General features: G+C 37.8%; 13 protein-coding genes. 7 read left to right on the plus strand and 6 right to left on the minus strand.

Features of this window, described 5'->3' with window-relative positions; translation table 11 throughout:
• Nucleotides 1-121: 121 nt before the first annotated feature.
• Both KJS44_RS01275 and KJS44_RS01280 read left to right on the plus strand, forming a co-directional pair.
• Nucleotides 122-727, plus strand: coding sequence for a thymidine kinase (locus tag KJS44_RS01275; RefSeq protein WP_008691231.1), 606 nt, complete (start codon nucleotides 122-124; stop codon nucleotides 725-727).
• Between the two features lie 2,317 nt (nucleotides 728-3,044).
• A complete protein-coding gene (locus KJS44_RS01280) occupies nucleotides 3,045-4,739 on the plus strand; it encodes an IS1634 family transposase (RefSeq protein WP_008690300.1) in 1,695 nt (564 codons plus the stop codon).
• 104 nt (nucleotides 4,740-4,843) lie between these two features.
• Here the strand turns inward: KJS44_RS01280 and KJS44_RS01285 are convergent, their stop codons facing one another.
• The 3 genes from KJS44_RS01285 to licT form a co-directional block, all read right to left on the minus strand.
• A complete protein-coding gene (locus KJS44_RS01285; protein WP_008691235.1) occupies nucleotides 4,844-6,274 on the minus strand; it encodes a 6-phospho-beta-glucosidase in 1,431 nt (476 codons plus the stop codon).
• Nucleotides 6,275-6,284: 10 nt separating this feature from the next.
• Nucleotides 6,285-8,222: a beta-glucoside-specific PTS transporter subunit IIABC gene (locus tag KJS44_RS01290; protein ID WP_008691236.1), complete on the minus strand. Its 1,938-nt coding sequence runs from the start codon at nucleotides 8,220-8,222 to the stop codon at nucleotides 6,285-6,287.
• 119 nt (nucleotides 8,223-8,341) lie between these two features.
• A complete protein-coding gene (licT, locus tag KJS44_RS01295; protein WP_008691237.1) occupies nucleotides 8,342-9,187 on the minus strand; it encodes a BglG family transcription antiterminator LicT in 846 nt (281 codons plus the stop codon).
• Between the two features lie 546 nt (nucleotides 9,188-9,733).
• On the opposite strand from licT, the gene prfA reads away from it, so the two are divergent.
• The 5 genes from prfA (at nucleotide 9,734) to KJS44_RS01320 (ending at nucleotide 14,741) form a co-directional block, all read left to right on the plus strand.
• Nucleotides 9,734-10,810: a peptide chain release factor 1 gene (prfA, locus tag KJS44_RS01300; protein ID WP_008691238.1), complete on the plus strand. Its 1,077-nt coding sequence runs from the start codon at nucleotides 9,734-9,736 to the stop codon at nucleotides 10,808-10,810.
• Nucleotides 10,807-11,667 carry a peptide chain release factor N(5)-glutamine methyltransferase gene (gene prmC, locus KJS44_RS01305; protein WP_008691239.1) on the plus strand — a complete coding sequence of 287 codons (861 nt, stop codon included), beginning with the start codon at nucleotides 10,807-10,809 and terminating at the stop codon, nucleotides 11,665-11,667. Before prfA ends, prmC begins: the two co-directional genes overlap by 4 nt.
• Nucleotides 11,668-11,989: 322 nt before the next feature.
• Complete coding sequence (locus tag KJS44_RS01310) at nucleotides 11,990-12,316, plus strand: hypothetical protein (protein WP_008691243.1); 327 nt, start codon at nucleotides 11,990-11,992, stop codon at nucleotides 12,314-12,316.
• A gap of 11 nt (nucleotides 12,317-12,327) precedes the next feature.
• Nucleotides 12,328-14,202, plus strand: a complete 1,875-nt coding sequence (gene mnmG, locus KJS44_RS01315) for a tRNA uridine-5-carboxymethylaminomethyl(34) synthesis enzyme MnmG (protein WP_008691245.1) — start codon at nucleotides 12,328-12,330, stop codon at nucleotides 14,200-14,202.
• 68 nt (nucleotides 14,203-14,270) lie between these two features.
• Complete coding sequence (locus tag KJS44_RS01320) at nucleotides 14,271-14,741, plus strand: LURP-one-related/scramblase family protein (RefSeq protein ID WP_008691246.1); 471 nt, start codon at nucleotides 14,271-14,273, stop codon at nucleotides 14,739-14,741.
• A gap of 462 nt (nucleotides 14,742-15,203) precedes the next feature.
• Here KJS44_RS01320 and KJS44_RS01325 read toward each other — a convergent pair whose 3' ends face one another.
• From KJS44_RS01325 to KJS44_RS01335, 3 genes are all read right to left on the minus strand, one after another.
• Nucleotides 15,204-16,247, minus strand: coding sequence for an acyl-CoA--6-aminopenicillanic acid acyl-transferase (locus tag KJS44_RS01325; protein WP_008691247.1), 1,044 nt, complete (start codon nucleotides 16,245-16,247; stop codon nucleotides 15,204-15,206).
• Nucleotides 16,248-16,258: 11 nt separating this feature from the next.
• Nucleotides 16,259-17,116, minus strand: a complete 858-nt coding sequence (locus KJS44_RS01330) for an AraC family transcriptional regulator (protein ID WP_008691248.1) — start codon at nucleotides 17,114-17,116, stop codon at nucleotides 16,259-16,261.
• A 370-nt stretch (nucleotides 17,117-17,486) separates the two neighbouring features.
• Nucleotides 17,487-18,362, minus strand: coding sequence for a PepSY domain-containing protein (locus tag KJS44_RS01335; RefSeq protein ID WP_008691249.1), 876 nt, complete (start codon nucleotides 18,360-18,362; stop codon nucleotides 17,487-17,489).
• Nucleotides 18,363-18,378: the final 16 nt, after the last annotated feature.

Raw genomic sequence — 18,378 nt, forward strand, 5'->3', positions numbered from 1 at the left:
AATAAGCAGATGTTACATATTGAAAAAGTATTTGGGAAATATGATAATTTCTTATGTTTATTTCTACCATTTCCCACATAAATTCGTTATAATAGATACTGTTGTAATGAGGTGAAAAGATATGTATCAACAATATCGTGAAGGGTGGCTGGAAGTCATCAGTGGCTGTATGTTTGCAGGAAAAACAGAAGAATTGATTCGTAGAATCAAGGTGTTGGAATATGCTAAGAAAAAAATAGCTGTTTTTAAACCGAAGATTGATAATCGTTATAGTGAGGAATGCGTTGTATCACATGCCGGAAGCAGTGTAAAAAGCTTTAACATCAGTAAGGCAAGAGAAATTTTTGATTACATAGATGACAGTTATGATGTAATTGCTATTGATGAAGTACAGTTTTTCGATGAAGAAATTGTGCAGATTTGTGACTATTTTGCTGATCGCGGCAAGCGTGTCATGGCGGCTGGATTAGATATGGATTTTCGCGGTGTTCCATTTAGTGTTATGCCGGAATTATTCACGCACGCGGAATTTGTTACGAAACTGACTGCTGTTTGTACAAAGTGTGGAGCACCTGCTACACGGACACAGCGTTTGGTAAATGGTAAGCCTGCAAGTTATGATGATCCTATTATCGTTGTGGGAGCCAGTGAACAATATGAGGCTAGATGTCGTCATTGTCATGAGGTAGAAGGACGACCTCAAATACATGTAGAAATGAAGAAATAAGAAAAGATGAGCGTTTGATTTATTAATTTGATAACGTTCATCTTTTTAAATGTCTTTGTCATTTGACTTTTTTTGTTTTAGATAATTCATGATAAGAAATTTACGTTTTTCACTTGTTTGTGTCGTATATAAAAAGGAAGGAGGTCTAACTAATGGCACATATTGAGTGTGGCGTAGTTATGGGAGGAAATGACAGTGGATTTGGTATATTTATTTATCTTTCTGCTAATATGGATTGAATATCTGCGTACTAGCAGATAATTGATTTATTGAAGCGTAAGATAGCCCCGCCGTGGTCCTTATCACACGAGCAGGTTTCCATTAGCCATTCTCTCATTGTCCTGAACTCCTTTAAGCGTCAAAAAGGGAACGACCACCATCGTTCCCTTTCCTTTGCCCGAAGGCATTGTCCTGATGACTATATTTTACTGATTTCCTATAGTTTGTCAAGATAAAGTAGTCGTATTTAAAAAAATGATTTCTTTTCTTCATCTTTACGTTTTTTATTCGCTCGTGTCGTATATAAAAAGGAAGGAGGTCTAACTAATGGCACATATTGAGTGTGGCGTAGTTATGGGAGGAAATGACAGTGGATTTGGTATATTTATTTATCTTTCTACTGATATGGATCGAATATCTGCGCACTAGCAGATAATTGATTTATTGAAGTGTAAGATAGCCCCGCCGTGGTCCTTATCACACGAGCAGGTTTCCATTAGCCATTCTCTCATTGTCCTGAACTCCTTTAAACGTCAAAAAGGGAACGACCACGAATCGTTCCCTTTCCTTTGCCCGAGGGCATTGTCCTGATGACTATATTTTACTGATTTTCAATAATTTGTCAAGACAATAAAGGAGGGTTCAGAAAAAATAAGCTCTTTTCATATTCTTTACGTTTTTCACTCGTTTATGTCGTATATAAAAAGGAAGGAGGTCTAACTAATGGCACATATTGAGTGTGGCGTAGTTATGGGAGGAAATGACAGTGGATTTGGTATATTTATTTATCTTTCTGCTGATATGGATCGAATATCTGCGCACTAGCAGATAATTGATTTATCGAAGCGTAAGATAGCCCTGTTGCGGTCCTTATCACACATTCAGGTTTCCATTAGCCATTCTCTCATTGTCCTGAACTCCTTTTTACGTCAAAAAGGGAACGATTCGAGGTCGTTCCCTTTCCTTTGCCCGAGGGCATTGTCCTGATGACTATATTTTACTGATTTTCAATAATTTGTCAAGACAATAAAGGAGGGTTCAGAAAAAATAAGCTCTTTTCATATTCTTTACGTTTTTCACTCGTTTATGTCGTATATAAATTGAAGGAGGTCTAACTAATGGCACATATTGAGTGTGGCGTAGTTATGGGAGGAAATGACAGTGGATTTGGTATATTTATTTATCTTTCTGCTGATATGGATTGAATATCTGCGTACTAGCAGATAATTGATTTATTGAAGTGTAAAATAGCCCTGTTGTGGTCCTTATCACACATACAGGTTTCCATTAGCCATTCTCTCATTGTCCTGAACTCCTTTAAACGTCAAAAAGGGAACGACCGAGAATCGTTCCCTTTCCTTTGCCCGAAGGCATTGTCCTGATGACTATATTTTACTGATTTTCAATAATTTGTCAAGATAATAAAGGTGGATTTAAAAGGTGGTTTTAGAAAAATAAACTCTTTTCATTTTCTTTATGTTTTTTACTCGCTCGTGTCGTATATAAAAAGGAAGGAGGTCTAACTAATGGCACATATTGAGTGTGGCGTAGTTATGGGAGGAAATGACAGTGGATTTGGTATATTTATTTATCTTTCTGCTGATATGGATCGAATACCTGCGTACTAGCAGATAATTGATTTATTGAAGCGTAAGATAGCCCTGCCGTGGTCCTTATCACACGAGCAGGTTTCCATTAGCCATTCTCTCATTGTCCTGAACTCCTTTAAACGTCAAAAAGGGAACGATACTCGGTCGTTCCCTTTTCTTTGCCCGAAGGCATTGTCCTGATGACTATATTTTACTGATTTTTATTAATTTGTCAAGATGAAATCAACTGTGTTTTTTAGTAATAGCTTTATTTATTTTATTAAACATTCTCCATTACTTTCAATGACTGATTTATACCAGTAAAAAGATTTTTTACGGATGCGCTCCCGTCTTTAGAAGTTAGCACCATGTTTCTTTAGGAGCAAAAAAAACAAATGTTAATCAGAGCCCGTATTTATGCGGGTTTTTATGTGATAAAATACTTTCATATTTTATTTAATTGTGTTATAATGATGGTGCCGTGGTGTATTCATGTCGGAGGTGTTCTTATGGCTTATTTCCTTAAGGTTGCTAAACAACAAAATCGTACCTATTTATCTATTTACGAAAGCTTTTATTCTCCTGATGTTAAGGGAACCAAGCATCGCAGTATTAGAAAACTTGGTAATCTTCAGTCTCTTATTGATTCTGGGATTGATGATCCTATTGCCTACTACAAAGCTGAAGTGGCTAGAATGAATGAAGAAAGAAAACTCAAAAATGCGAATGCAAAGATAAATCAAAGACTTATTGGTGAAGTCTCTCCTGAAAAGTATCTCGGCTATTTTCCTCTTGCCAACATTCTTAACACATTAGATGTAAAAGATCATTTTAACTATATGCAGTCTACTCGCTACTTTCAGTTTAATGTCTATGATATATTCTCATCTCTTGTATTTGCACGTGCTGTAGCACCTTTGTCTAAACACAAAACGTTTCATGATGTACTTCCTTCCCTTTTGAATGAAGTTGACTTCAGCTATGATCAATTATTAGATGCCGTTGAATTTCTGGGGAGTGAATATCAGAAGTTCACTGAAATACTTACGGTAGCTACAGCTGATAATTTTGGTATTGATACAAAACATACTTTCTTCGATTGTACGAACTTCTACTTTGAAATCGATAAAGAAAATGATTTTCAAAGACGTGGCCCATCTAAAGAAATGCGTCATGATCCCATTGTTGGGCTAGGTCTATTACTTGATGCCAATATGATCCCCATCGGTATGAGGATGTATCCCGGTAATGAGTCAGAGAAGCCTATTATCCGCAATATCATCAATGACTTGAAATCACAAAACAACATCAACGGAAGGACTATACAAATCGCAGATAAGGGGTTGAACTGTGCTCGCAATATCATCGAAGCAACAGATAAATGCGATGGTTATATATTCTCAAAATCGGTCAAACAGCTAGTTGATAAAGAAAAGACATGGGTACTCCTTGAAAATGATTTTCATGATGTTTTAGACAGCAAAGGAAATATAATATATCGATACAAATCATGTATCGATAACTACACATATGAATATAAAGACGAAAATGGAATCAAACATTCAAAGACAGTAAAAGAAAAACGTGTTTGTACATTTTCCCCAAAGCTACAACGAAAAAAGTTAATGGAAATCGACAAAATGATTGAAAGAGCGCAAAGATTACGAGCATCAGAAGCAAAGAAAGAAGAGTATGGGGAAAGTGCGAGATATGTAAATTTTGTGGATAGAGATGGTAAAAAAGCCCATACAGTACTAAATGAAGAAAAGATAGATATGGATAGAAAACTAGCAGGCTTTAATCTTCTAATCACTTCCGAATACAAAATGGAAGATCAACAGATATATGAAGCATATCATAATTTATGGAGGATTGAGGAATCTTTCAGAGTTATGAAAAGTGAATTAGACGCAAGACCTGTCTATCTTCAAAAAGAGAATAGTATAAAAGGACATTTTCTTATATGTTATACTACGGTACTACTAATACGACTGTTTCAATTCAAGATACTAAATAACGAATACTCAACAAGTGATATATGTAGTTTTATCAAGGAGTTTAAAGTTGTACAGATCAACGATTCAAGATACATCAACATGACACGTTCTTCTGATTTCATCACCAAGCTTTCAGCTCTATTAAAACAACCAATCACAAATTATTATCTTACCAATAAACAAATAAAAATGATGCATACTCGTTAGCTATAATTTCGAGTTTACACCATTTTTTTACTTTTAACTTCTAAAGATAGGTTTTATTAATTTGTCAAGATGAAATCAACTGTGTTTTTTAGTAATAGCTTTATTTATTTTATTAAACATTCTCCATTACTTTCAATGACTGATTTATACCAGTAAAAAGATTTTTTACGGATGCGCTGCATGGAGCCACTGCCATCATCCTGTTTATCAACATATACAAAACCATACCGTTTTTTCATCTCACCGCTGGAGGCACTAACTAAATCAATCGGTCCCCAAGCGGTATACCCCATCAGTTCAACACCATCTTCTTCTATTGCAGCTTTCATAGCAAGGATATGCTCACGCAAATAAGAAATACGTGCATCATCTTCAATCGTTCCATCAGCCTTTACCGTATCAATCGCGCCTAAGCCATTTTCTACAATGAACATTGGTTTTTGATAGCGATCATAGACGTGATTTAAAGTGATTCTTAAGCCTAATGGATCAATCGGCCAACCCCAATCGCTATAGGTCAGATAGGGATTCTTTGCGGAAGCAAACAGATTGCCTTCTGTTAGTTTTTCTGGTTCTTTCTGTCCACTGACACAGCGACTGTTATAATAGGAAAAGGAAATAAAATCAACCGGATACTTCTTTAAAATCGCATAGTCATCATCTTCCATATGGGGCATGCAATGTTTTCTAGTTAATTCCTTTATCGCATAGGATGGATAAGCTCCACGTGCTTGGATATCAATGAAAAAGTAACTTTCTCGATCTTTCTTCAAAGCCTCAAAGACATCTTGTGGATGACAGCTATAAGGATAGACAGAACCTGCCGCAAACATGCAGCCAATCTGATTTTCTGGATCTATTTCATGTGCTAATTTTGTGGCTAGAGCGCTGGCTATCAATTCATGATGCGCAGCCTGATATTTGATACGCTCTTCATCATCTCCATCCTCAAAATATAAACCGGCACCTAAGAATGGAGCGTGTAAGATCATATTGATTTCATTAAAAGGCAGCCAATATTTTACGATACCTTTATAACGTTTGAATAAAACTTTGCATAAACGAAGATAAAAATCAATCATCTTACGGTTTTTCCATCCACCATAGGTTTGGATGAGATGCATAGGACAATCAAAATGTACGATTGTCACAAGTGGTTCTATATGATACTTTTGGCATTCACGAAAGATGGCATCATAAAACTGCAAACCTTCTTCATTTGGTTCTTCTTCATCCCCATTGGGAAAGATACGTGTCCAGGCAATGCTCATGCGATATACCTTGAACCCCATTTCTGCCATGAGGGCGATATCTTCTTGATAATGATGATAGAAATCAACACTGTCATGTGATGGATAGTGATGGTGTTCATCACAGGTAAAGGTTTTAAGATGACCACAAATAATAGCGGAACGATCACTTCCTGAAGGACAGATATCAACATTTGCTAAGCCTCTGCCACCTTCCTGATATCCACCTTCAAATTGATTTGCGGCGGTTGCCCCACCCCATAAGAACTGTTTAGGAAAGCTCATACACATACCTCTATTTTACGATATGCAGGAAGTCTTCTCCTGCATGTATCGTGTCTTTCGCAACATCCAGTACATCTAAATACTGAGCAGAGTTGGTAATGACAACTGGTGTTTCCAGACAGAAACCTTTCTCTTTTACAAATGCTAGATCCACATTTACTAATGGTTGACCTTGTTCTACATGATCACCTTGTTTCACAAGTGCTGTAAAACCTTCCCCATTAAGCTGTACAGTATCTAACCCAATATGAATCAGCACTTCTATTCCATCATCCGATGTAATGCCGATGGCATGACGTGAAGGGAATAAAGTAGAAATCGTTCCGCTGATTGGCGCATGAAAACATCCATCTGTCGGTAAAATAGCGCAGCCTTTTCCAAGAATTTCACTGGCAAAAGCATCATCCTGCACATCACATAACGCAATGACTTTACCATCAACAGGTGCTATCAGCATGGTTTTCTTTACTAAAGGTTTTTCCATATCTGTAGTTATTTCGTTTTTTTGTATTTCAATCGCTGAATCATTCGTATTTTTAGCTTTATCTTTAAAGCTAATCATTGTGATTACAAAGGCGATGACCATCGTTAACAGGATACCGGCAATCGCAACTGTAAGATTGCCCATACTGCCATCAGGTTCTATCATAGCAGGCAATTCAAAGATGCCCATGCCACCCATAGAGAACTTACGGAAGTTACAGAAGCCATAGAAACCGCCGCCGATACCTCCGGCAATACAGCTGATGATAAATGGTTTTTTCAAAGGTAATAAAATACCATAAATAGCAGGTTCGGTAACCCCGAAGATACCGGAAATAAAGTTAGGAATGCACATTTCTTTTAACTTTTTATCTTTTGTTTTTAAGAAGATGGCTAAAACAACGGCAGAAGTCGCAAAAGTACAAGCGAAGAAGGGCATCATGACCGCATCAAAGCCATTGGTCATAATATTATTGATATATACCGGAATAAAGCCCCAATGTAATCCGAAGATGACAAGAATCTGCCAAGTTAAGCCAACCACAGCACCTGCCAACATCGGAGAGAAATCACGAATCGCAATAACCGTTTCGGCTATGATCTTAGAACCAAAGGTAGCAACCGGTCCGATTAATAAGAACCCAACTGGTAAAGCAACAAGCAATGTCAACATTGGCACAAAGAAGAATTTAACCAGATCCGGAATCCATTTGTTAAATAGTTTTTCACATTTACTAGCAAAGTAAACGATAAAGATGACTGGAATAACGGTAGAAGTATAATCCATGGAAATCAAAGGAATGCCAAAGAAATCAATATAGACAGGGGAAGCAAACATCGTTCCCTCAAACAGGGTATACATAGGCTCTCCCAAGGTTGATACAGCACTACTTTGAATAGCCGGATAACACATGATCGCACCGATTGTTAAACCAACCATTGGCTTTAAGCCAAATTTCTTTGATGCAGTGTAACCAAGATATAGCGGCAGGAAGGTAAACATCGCATCCCCAATTGCATTGATGATCATATAGCCACCGCAAGTATCGCTATACAAATGCAAAGATACAAAAAGGATATTTAAGCCTTTGATCATACCACAGGCAGCCATGATACCAAGGATTGGCTGGAAGATACCGGAGATGATATCCACAAAACGATCTAATAATTTTTCCTTTTTGCCATCGCTTTGTGTTGCCATATTGTCCATATCACCAAGATGCAATAAAGGCAGGACCTGCGCATAAACATCCGCAACTGCATTGCCAATGACAACCTGATATTGTCCACCGCTTTTCATGACGGTCACAACACCATCCAAATTCTTTAAGACTTCATCCTTGGCGATGGATTCATCTTTTAGTTTGAAGCGTAAACGAGTGATACAGTGTGTGAGGCTGATGACATTGTCACTGCCTCCGATGTTTTTCACAATTTCTTGTGCAAGTGTTTCGTAAGTAGCCATTTTAAAGTCCTCCATTTCTTCATTTTAATGAAATACACGAAACGAAGGTCAAGCCAACTCAATGTAACTATCCTTCTTAAATGCTGCTTAGCTGTCGCTTGTAACGACTTATATCAAACTCAGCTTTTCTGAGTAGATACCTGAACAATACGTGAGATATGAATGCTTAAATATAAGATTTCTTCCTCACTTAAGGTATAAGCATATTTTTTTGTTAGAAAGGCACTGATTTTATTCACACAGGCATAAGCCTTCGGATATTTTTGAATGATGACATCCAATAAGCCATCGACTTCTTGCCCGGTAAAGGTTTTGTGAGAAAAGACACGTTCGGCAAAGAATTTCAAATGGGAAATAAAGCGATCATAATAGATAGAATCCGTATTGATATCAATCGCAAAATCAATGCGAACGATACGTTCGATTTCCTGCATGAGTACCGTGATCTCTTTTACCGTCTTCGTTTGCAGATTCAACTGCGCATTTACGATATGCAGGGCAATAAAGCCTGCTTCATCTTCGCTCAATGCAACATGAAAGCGTTCTTGCACCGCTTTTACTGCATAGCGGCCGACTTCATATTCATCCCGATAGAACTTTTGAATATCCCACAAGAGAACATTCTTCACATCGACGCCCTGTTTCTTACGTTCTACTGCCATATAAATATGGTCACATAAAGCAAGAATGGCATTTTCATTCATTGCCTCATTCACATGGATCTTTGCATAATTTACAATTTCTTCAGCTAATTCCACATGCTCCATCGGAATCGTTTCACACAGCTCCAACAATTTCTGATTCGCTTTCTTATCCGCTAAGGCAAATATTTTTTCAATCTTTGTTTCATCTACTTCGTTGCCGGCCTGCATCTGAAAGCCTAATCCTTTTCCTGTGAGAATTTTCTCATCTGTCCCATCAATCGCAATCACAACATTGTTGTTTAAGCGTTTCTTAAATATCATCTAAGCCATCCTCCTAACAAAAAAGACCCATATAAGAAACCATATGCATGAAAGCATATACGTTAATTTATACAGGTCGAGCTTGTCTTTCAACAATAACTATCCTTGTTTGCGGTTTCATTATAACAAGCCTTTTTTTAGATGTCAACGCTTTCATGATGATTTTTTGTTTGATATGCAGGTGTGTCGTGCTTTTATAAGCAGCGATTATTTGAACGATGGTTTCATTTTTCTATTGAATCATTTGCATGATCATCTCATCTTTTCTAAGCGTTGCTTATCATCATATCATGTTATAAGCACCTGTTTACTGTCAGCCTTTTCTATGATGTATTCCCTTCATTAAAATTCGTTTCTCTTATCCTTTAATACAGGGTGTACCACCTTCATCAACATTAACTTTTCTTATCTTTTTCCACACAGTAAAACCTTATATTACTCTATAAGAATTGCTTTTCATTTTTTACTTTCAATGGTATAGTATATAAGGATATTTACGCATATAAAGGCAACAATAGAAAAGACGCAAAACAAGGAGGTTTGTTTATGAGCATTATGATCGAGCGACTGGAAGGTATGGTCAACCGGTATCATGAGATTACAGAACTGATGATGCAGCCGGATATTGTCTCTGACAGCAGAGAATTGGCAAAGCTGGGAAGAGAGCAAGCAGACTTAACACAGGTCGTTGAAACCTATCAGGATTATAAACACAGTATGGAAGCCTTAGAAGAGGCAAAGGAACTGTTAAAGGAAGAAGATAAAGAAATTAAAGAAATGGCGAAGATGGAAATTGAGGAATTAGAGCCGAAGATTGAAGAATATTTAGGAAAACTGGAGATTCTTTTGATTCCTAAAGATCCAAATGATTCGCACAATGCCATTGTGGAAATCCGTGGAGCTGCCGGTGGCGATGAGGGCAATATCTTTGCGGGTGATTTGTATCGTATGTATAGCAAGTATGCGGAAAGTCAGGGCTGGAAGATTGAAATTGTTGAAATGGATGACAGTGAGGCCGGCGGTTTCTCTTTGGTATCCTTCATGGTGAAGGGTGATGGTGTGTATGGCAAGCTGAAATTTGAATCTGGCAGTCATCGCGTACAACGTGTGCCAAAGACAGAAAGCCAGGGACGTATCCATACTTCTACAGCAACGGTTTTAGTTACACCAGAGATTGAGGCTGAAGATTTTGATATTGATATGAATGATTTGGAAATTGAAACGATGCGTTCCAGTGGTGCCGGTGGACAGCATATCAATAAGACAGATTCCGCTGTTCGTATCGTGCATAAACCTACCGGTATTACAGTAAAATGTCAGGATGGACGTTCACAGCATGAAAACCGCGCAACTGCCTTAATGACGATTCGTTCTCGTGTGTATGAGGAACATCAGCGCAAGCTGGAAGAAGAGCAGGGCATGGAGCGTAGAAGCAAGATTGGTACCGGAGATCGTGCAGAGAAGATTCGTACGTATAACTATCCGCAAAACCGTGTGACCGATCATCGTATTGGTTATACCGTGAATCAGTTGGATCGCATTATGGAAGGCAAGATGCAGGATTTATTAGATGCCTTAACAAGTGCTGATCAACAAGCAAAACTGGCAGGTAATAACGAATGAGTACATATCGTGAGCTGTTAAAAGATGCCAACAAACGCATGGAAGAGGCCGATCGTGGGGAGCAGGCAGCCTTGTTGTATTTGTTGGAACTTACCAATATGGAGGCCCATAACCTTTATATGGAATATGAGCAGGAAGTACCTGCCGATATAGCCGAACAATTTGAACAGGGCTTATGTCGTCTGATTAAAGGAGAACCTTTAGGGCATGTTTTAGGTTTTGAATGGTTTTATGGCTATCGTTTCAAAGTCAATGAAGACGTATTGATTCCCAGACCGGAAACCGAAGAATTGGTGGCAAATGTATTAGCTGCTTATGATGAAGTATTTGATGGTAAACAGGTAACGGTCGCAGATATCGGTACCGGTAGTGGAGCAATCGCGATTTCCTTGAAAAAGGAAGAGGATAGATTGCACATGTTGGCAACGGATATCAGTGAAAAAGCCGTTATGGTTGCCAAAGAAAATGCCGCTGCCAATGAGGCAACCGTGTGCTTCATGGTAGGGGATATGCTGCAGCCTTTGATCGAACGCAATATTAAGCTGGATATCTTAATTTCCAATCCGCCATATATTCCCAATGAGGAAGTGATGGAGGAGAGTGTTGTTGATTATGAGCCACATGTCGCATTGTTTGGTGGTGAAGACGGTTTAAAATTCTATCGCATCATCTTTGAAAATGCGCGTAAGGTATTAAATGAAAAAGCTTTTATGGCTTTTGAAATGGGCTATGATCAAAAAGAAAGACTGACAGCATTGGCAAAAGAATATTTTCCGGAAGCTAAGATTGAAGTCTTACAGGATATGAGTGGAAAAAATCGCATGTTATTTATTTATCTGCATACGGATGCGTCTTAAGCGTATCCGTTTTCCTTTTCTAGATGAAGACAGCTTAAAATATCTTACGAATTGTCCTTGATAAAAGAAGGGTTTATAATTAATGTGCTATGATTTCCAACCGAAAGAAAAAGCGGGTAAAACAGGTGTATGTATTTTATTTGAGCATTTAGAAAAAGAAAAACACGCAACCTTTTCCTTTGTATCAAATAGGAAAAGGGGTAAGGGGTTACTTACAGATTATATGAAATAACATGAAATATTGCTGTTCAATGGATAGAAAATATTTTATAATATACCACGTAAATATGTATTTGCTTTATATATGAAGGAAGGAATGTTTATGTACCATCAGAAAACATATTTGTATGGAAAAGAGCGCTGGATAAGTTTTGGATTCTTATGTATAAGTACCTTGATTATTTTGCTGGCAGCTTTTCTGACAAATCAAATCGTGTCAAGAAGTATCTTGCTGGTGATGTCCTTATTGAATCTTTTATTAGCAGGTATGGTATTAAAAATGAATTTGCGTAGGAAACGTATTCAGAAAGAATTTATATATGAACTAGATAAAGATATTCGTAGTAAAGAGGTATTATGTCCTTCATGTGGGGCTAAGATCGGGGCAAGTGGCATTTGCCCTAAATGCGGATATTGTCGAAAGAATTAGGAGGAAACAGGATGGCAGATGTTATCGTTATCGGCGGAGGTCATGCGGGTGTTGAGGCCGCATTAGCTTGTGCTCGTTTACAGAAAGAAACAATCTTATACTCCATGCACATAGATATGATTGCATCTATGCCATGCAATCCAAGTGTTGGAGGACCTGCAAAAGGAATTGTTGTAAGAGAAATTGATGCGCTTGGCGGTGAAATGGGCAAAGCGGCAGATGCAACAGCGTTGCAGTTTAAGATGCTAAATACCACAAAAGGCCCAGGCGTGCAGTGCTTACGTGTACAATCGGATAAATTGGCTTATAAAGCTTATATGCAGAAAGTACTGTTAGCGCAGGAACATCTGGAAGTAAGAGAAATGTGCGTTGAAAAAGTCATTGCAGAAGATGGTGTCGTAAAAGGCGTTTTGCAGGCTGATGGACATATGGAAGAATGTAAGGCATTGATCATGACAACCGGTACATTCATGTCAAGCAATATACTGGTTGGTCATACCTCTACACCAAGTGGACCGGATGGAGAACCAACAACGAATTACTTATCTCAAAGCCTGCGTGATTTAGGTATTCGTACTTTCCGTTTAAAGACAGGTACACCGGCGCGTGTTTTAACAAGCTCTATTGATTTTTCCAAAACAGAAGTACAGCCCGGTACAGATGCCTTTCTTTGTTTCTCTCATGAAACAACAAACATCAGACCTTTTAAAGAACAGGCATTATGTTATTTAACCTATACCTCCCCTGAAACCCATCGTATCATTAATGAAAATCTAGAACGTTCTGCCATGTATTCCGGTTTGGTAAAGGGAGTAGGGCCTCGTTATTGTCCAAGCATTGAAGATAAATTGGTGCGCTTTGCGGATAAACAACGACATCAGATATTCCTTGAGCCAGAAAGTGAATCTTTGGATACTACCTATGTACAAGGTTTTTCAACCTCTATGCCACATGATGTACAGGAAGCTATGCTGCATAGCTTACCAGGATTGGAAAATTGTGTCATTAAAAAATATGCGTATGCGATTGAATATGATGCAATCGATCCTTTACAGTGTAAACCAACCTTAGAAAACAAGCGGATTGCTAATTTGTATACCGCAGGACAAATCAATGGAACCAGCGGCTATGAAGAAGCAGCTGCCCAAGGGTTACTAGCAGGCATAAATGCAGTCTTAAAACTGGATGGCAAAGAACCTTTTATCTTGCGTCGTGATGAGGCATATATTGGGGTAATGATTGATGATTTGGTTACCAAAGGGACAAAAGAACCTTATCGTCTATTAACATCGAGAGCAGAATATCGTTTGTTGCTGCGTCATGATAATGCAGATTTACGTTTAACACCTTATGGTCATACAATAGGCTTGATTTCAGATGCACGTTATGAAAACTTTAAAGGAAAAGAACAACAGATCATTGACTGTCTGGAATATTTAGATACCGTTCGCTTTACACCGAAATCTACTGTAAATACGTATATGCAGGAATTGGACTATGAGCCTTTAAAGGAAGGCATTAGCGCAAAAACCTTATTAAAACGTCCGAAAGTGACAATGGAAGGTTTAGCACCTTATTTAGAAAAAACCTTTGCGCCAGCCATTGCGCAGCAAGTAGAAATAGAAATAAAATATGAAGGTTATATTCAAAAAGCGAAACGTGACGCAGCTCATTTGCGACAAATGGATGCCGTCCGTTTGCCGGAACATATAGATTATCAGCGGATTCAGCATTTATCATTAGAAGCGCGACAAAAATTAAATGAAGTGCAGCCAATGACAATGGGGCAGGCTTCTCGTATCTCCGGTGTCAATCCGGCAGATATTGCCGTTTTAGCTGTTTATCTTGAACAATTAAAGCGTGAAGATCATAAAAATGAATCATGATATGTTTATTTATCTACAAGATAAAAGGTGCTTAGCATAAAAAAAGATAATGTATAAAGAGGTAAAAAATGAAACTATTATTTAAACAACGGATCTTCAGCTGGTTCGATAGCTATGATATTTATGATGAAGAACAACAGCCACGCTATCATGTGAAGGGGGTTATGTCACTTGGACATCGCCTACAAATTTATGATAGAGATGGTAATATGCTAGGCGAAATCAAAGAAAAAGCATTTAGCTTTCTGCCTAAATTTACTATGTATATCGACGGCGAAGAAGTTGGTACTATCCAAAAAGAATTAACCTTTTTACGGCCTAAATTTCATTTAACCTGTAATGATTGGGAAGTAGATGGAAACGTCATGGAATGGGATTATGCTGTTGTCAGCCAGAGTGGACATATTATGGATGTTCATAAAGAGCTGTTTCAACTTTCCGATACATATACAATGGATATCGTACATGAAAAGGATGCATTACTCTGCCTGATGATTGTATTGGCAATTGATGCGGCGAAATGTTCACAAGGTGAATAGCATCCAAATAAAGGGCTTTACAGATACGTCAAAGCTCTAACATAAAAGATATTGTTTTAATAGGTAGCTACTCGTAAAACAATATCAACCAACAAACAGAAAGCGAGTAGCTGTTGTACAGGGTGGCAAGAAAGACGAGGAAGAAGCGATTGCTTTTTGCCCGTCTTTTTTTGTCTGTTTCCAATAAAAACGATTACAACAAACGCCCATGCGGCATAAAACTACATAGGCGTTTGAATAATGTGATTTATATAAGTATGTATAATATATGGACAGTTTATAAGCATGGATAAAATTCTCGTTATATGGATTCAGCCTTTTTTATGAATTCCATAACGTTTGCATGATGGTAATTAACATAATAAAACCTCTTCCAAAAGAGAAAAACCGAATTTTGTCCTTTCTGGCCTTATTGCGTGATTACAGATAGGACACAGGATCCAATGATACATATCTAAATCCCTATTTTTTTTGCACAATGTTATGCAATCTGCTGTCTACGATAAATTTCTTTTTTCGTGGGTCACCCTCTGCCCGATATATCATCAGCTTTTTCAAATCAAAGATGGAACTCCAGACGGTTTCAAAATCTGGTTCATCATATTGACACATGAACCCGAAATTGCCTCTTAAAAGCTGTTGAGTCGCTTCTATCAGATTTCCTTTTATGTGGGTGCTGAAATTTTCCATAACCGTACGATAGCGTTTTGCAGATTGATAATCGTTTCCCTTAGCTGCGTCGTGTTGCTTCATTTCATCAGATGTAAAGCTATTAACAGTACACACAATTTTAGCATCATCGATGCTTACCGCTTCACGGATTCTTTTTTCATATGGTGTACATTCGACAACAAGCATTTCTCCACTCTTGTCTGCGATAAGAATATTACAGTTAGATGCTATTGGCAGTTTCATCAGCAGAAACAGTGCACTTTCTGTGCTATTCGCTTTTTCAAGCAAGTACCTTACGACAAAACAGGAATTAAAACCCGCTTGTATGTTTTCCAGACTAGTCATTACAAAAGTCATTGCTACGGCCAATCCATGTTCATTCACCCCTTCTTCTCCGTTAATGAAAGAAGAAGTTGTTATATTAAATCTATTCCCATTTAACGGGGAATAGATTTCACTTTTACTCCCTTTTTTCAAATATGGCGGTAAATCATTATTTCTTCCATAGATTATGTTGTTGTTTTTGGAATAGGCAAAGGCTGTACACCCCCTGATTTCTACGGGGATATTATCTTCCAGATTATACATACAGCAGCCCATGCATAACATCCATGATACAAAGGGTAGATAACTTACCCCGATGGTATCACTGACGCCCTTTATTTCTTCACATACTTCGGGAAAATACTCTTTCAATATCTGTTCGCTTTTTCTTCCATGCTCAAGTTGAAAATCATCAAGATGCAGAGGAAATGTGATATTGCTTTTTTGAAAAATTTTTCCTCTCTTAACGCCCATTTGATAATGGTCGCCTTTCAATCGTAAATGATACATATTTTATCCTCCTAATCTTTCTTTATAGCAATCCATACTTCAGAATGACCTCTTAGCGGTGTTTCTTTGGTGATAGGATATACTTCTATGTCTGGAAGTCCAGCATATGCATATCCTGAAAACGGTAGCCATTCTGTATAAAATCTTCGAAAAATGTCCTGCACATTTTCTTTAAAATCTCCTTTGTTCTCAAAGACAGCCCATACAGCAGCCGGAATTTCAAATGCAAACATACCGGATGGGACAGGTTCTTTCGTGGCTGCTGCAATATAATAAAATATCTTTTTGGGATTTTCATAAACACTAACGCCTAATATTCCTTCGGGAGATTGATGTGATAAATCACATATTTCGGAAAATAAACTGCTCTTTAAAACAGACTTCCAAAATTTTGGAATTATTCTTTGATTTTCCTCCATGTCCTCACTTAACGCAATACGAACACCTACCATACGCATGGCTTGTTTTTGTGTAATATGATAGGACATAGCGGTTTCTCCTGAAACTTGAACGGAAAAGCGAATTGCTGGATAAGCATTGAATGTATTTCCTATGCTGCGCGCAGCTGCGGGTGTGATATTATGGACGCTCTGAAATGCCCTGTTAAATGAAGTCGGAGAAGCATATCCATATTTTAAGGCAATATCAATTACTTTCGCACCTGTCCGTTGTAAATCAAACGCTGCCTGTGTCATTTTTCTGCGCCGGATATATTCAGACAGTGAAACACCTGCCACATAAGAGAAAACCCGTTGAAAGTAAAAGGTTGAACAACAGGCGATTTTTGCAGCTTCGTCATAGGATATATCACCGTCTAAATGGTTTTCTATATAATCTATGGCTGCGCTTAGCTTTCTCAACCATTCCATTTTGTGTGCCTCCTTCTATATAATCATAGCTTCTCATTACTTATTATTCCTCGCTTTTGATGCGCTCTTTTGTAAACTTATATATAGTGTAGATGAATAAAAATTTTGGTGCAAATTTTCTTTATCTATTTTGGCATTTTACAATTACCACCGTATTTAAAATTGAGAACTATCTGACAACAGATTCTAAATGCTTTTTGATAATGATGAGCATAAGCAGGAATAACTGTGGGAAGACTTCCCACCTCTTTACTAACGAGTGCAAAACGAAAAAACGGCATAACCTGTAAGTTACGCCGTTTCCTGAAAATAATTTTAATCATACTGTTTTATTGAACCGTCTTAGGCAGCTTTTTTATGTTATATGAGTTTAATCATCATCTCTTTCACTGGTCCATTTTAAGAAAGTTCCGGTTTTCGCATCAATTTCAAAATCATATTCCATTTGTTTATACTTTATTTCTCCTTCATATACCTGTTTGTCATCTTCATCATCTAAGGATAAGTGAATGTTTTTACTGGTTGCGCCAGGCACTTTCTGCAATGCGATAGAGCGAGCTTTTGCTAATGAGATAATAGAAGTAGATGGTGTGTGGTGTTTCTGTTCTTCCACATCAATATCATACTGGATAATCTTTCCGTTACTGCGGGCAATGTCATAGTCATATTCGGTATTACCAACGTAGAATTCAACGGAATACACCTTAATGCCATCTTCACGTTCTTTTTTTACTTTCAACAATTGCGTGTTGTTTTCAGTGACCTTGGCATGCGCTAAAGCAATCGCTTTCGCTTTTTCCGCACTGATTTCTTTTGTGGAATCCGATGTATTTGGCTGTGAGGATGCATGGTTATCAGTAGACTCGGTTGCCTTTGTTTGAACATTGTTTTGTGTATTCTTGTCTGCTGTTTTATCATCTTCCGTCGTCTTTTTCTTATCGTCATCTTTCATGTTGTTGGAAATGGATGAAGATAGGATTTCTCCTTTTTCTTGCGTTACCGTATAATCATATTCCTTTGTTTTTGTTTCAAATTCAATATCATATACCGCTTTGCCCTTCTTTGTTTCTTTTTCCACATGAATTTTGGTAAGCTCTGCCTCTTTTACCTTTGCATGTTCCAGCGCAATCGCTTTTGCCTTTGCTTCCCCAATGTCACTTGCGGCTGAGGATGGAGTTACGGAACTGCCACAGCCAGCTAAGATAACGGCACTGAGAAGAGTTGTCAGATATAATTGTTTTTTCATAATCGTTTCCTCCTAT

Source organism: Longicatena caecimuris (genome assembly GCF_018406465.1).
In the GTDB taxonomy this organism is placed as follows: Bacteria; Bacillota_I; Bacilli_A; order Erysipelotrichales; family Erysipelotrichaceae; genus Longicatena; species Longicatena caecimuris.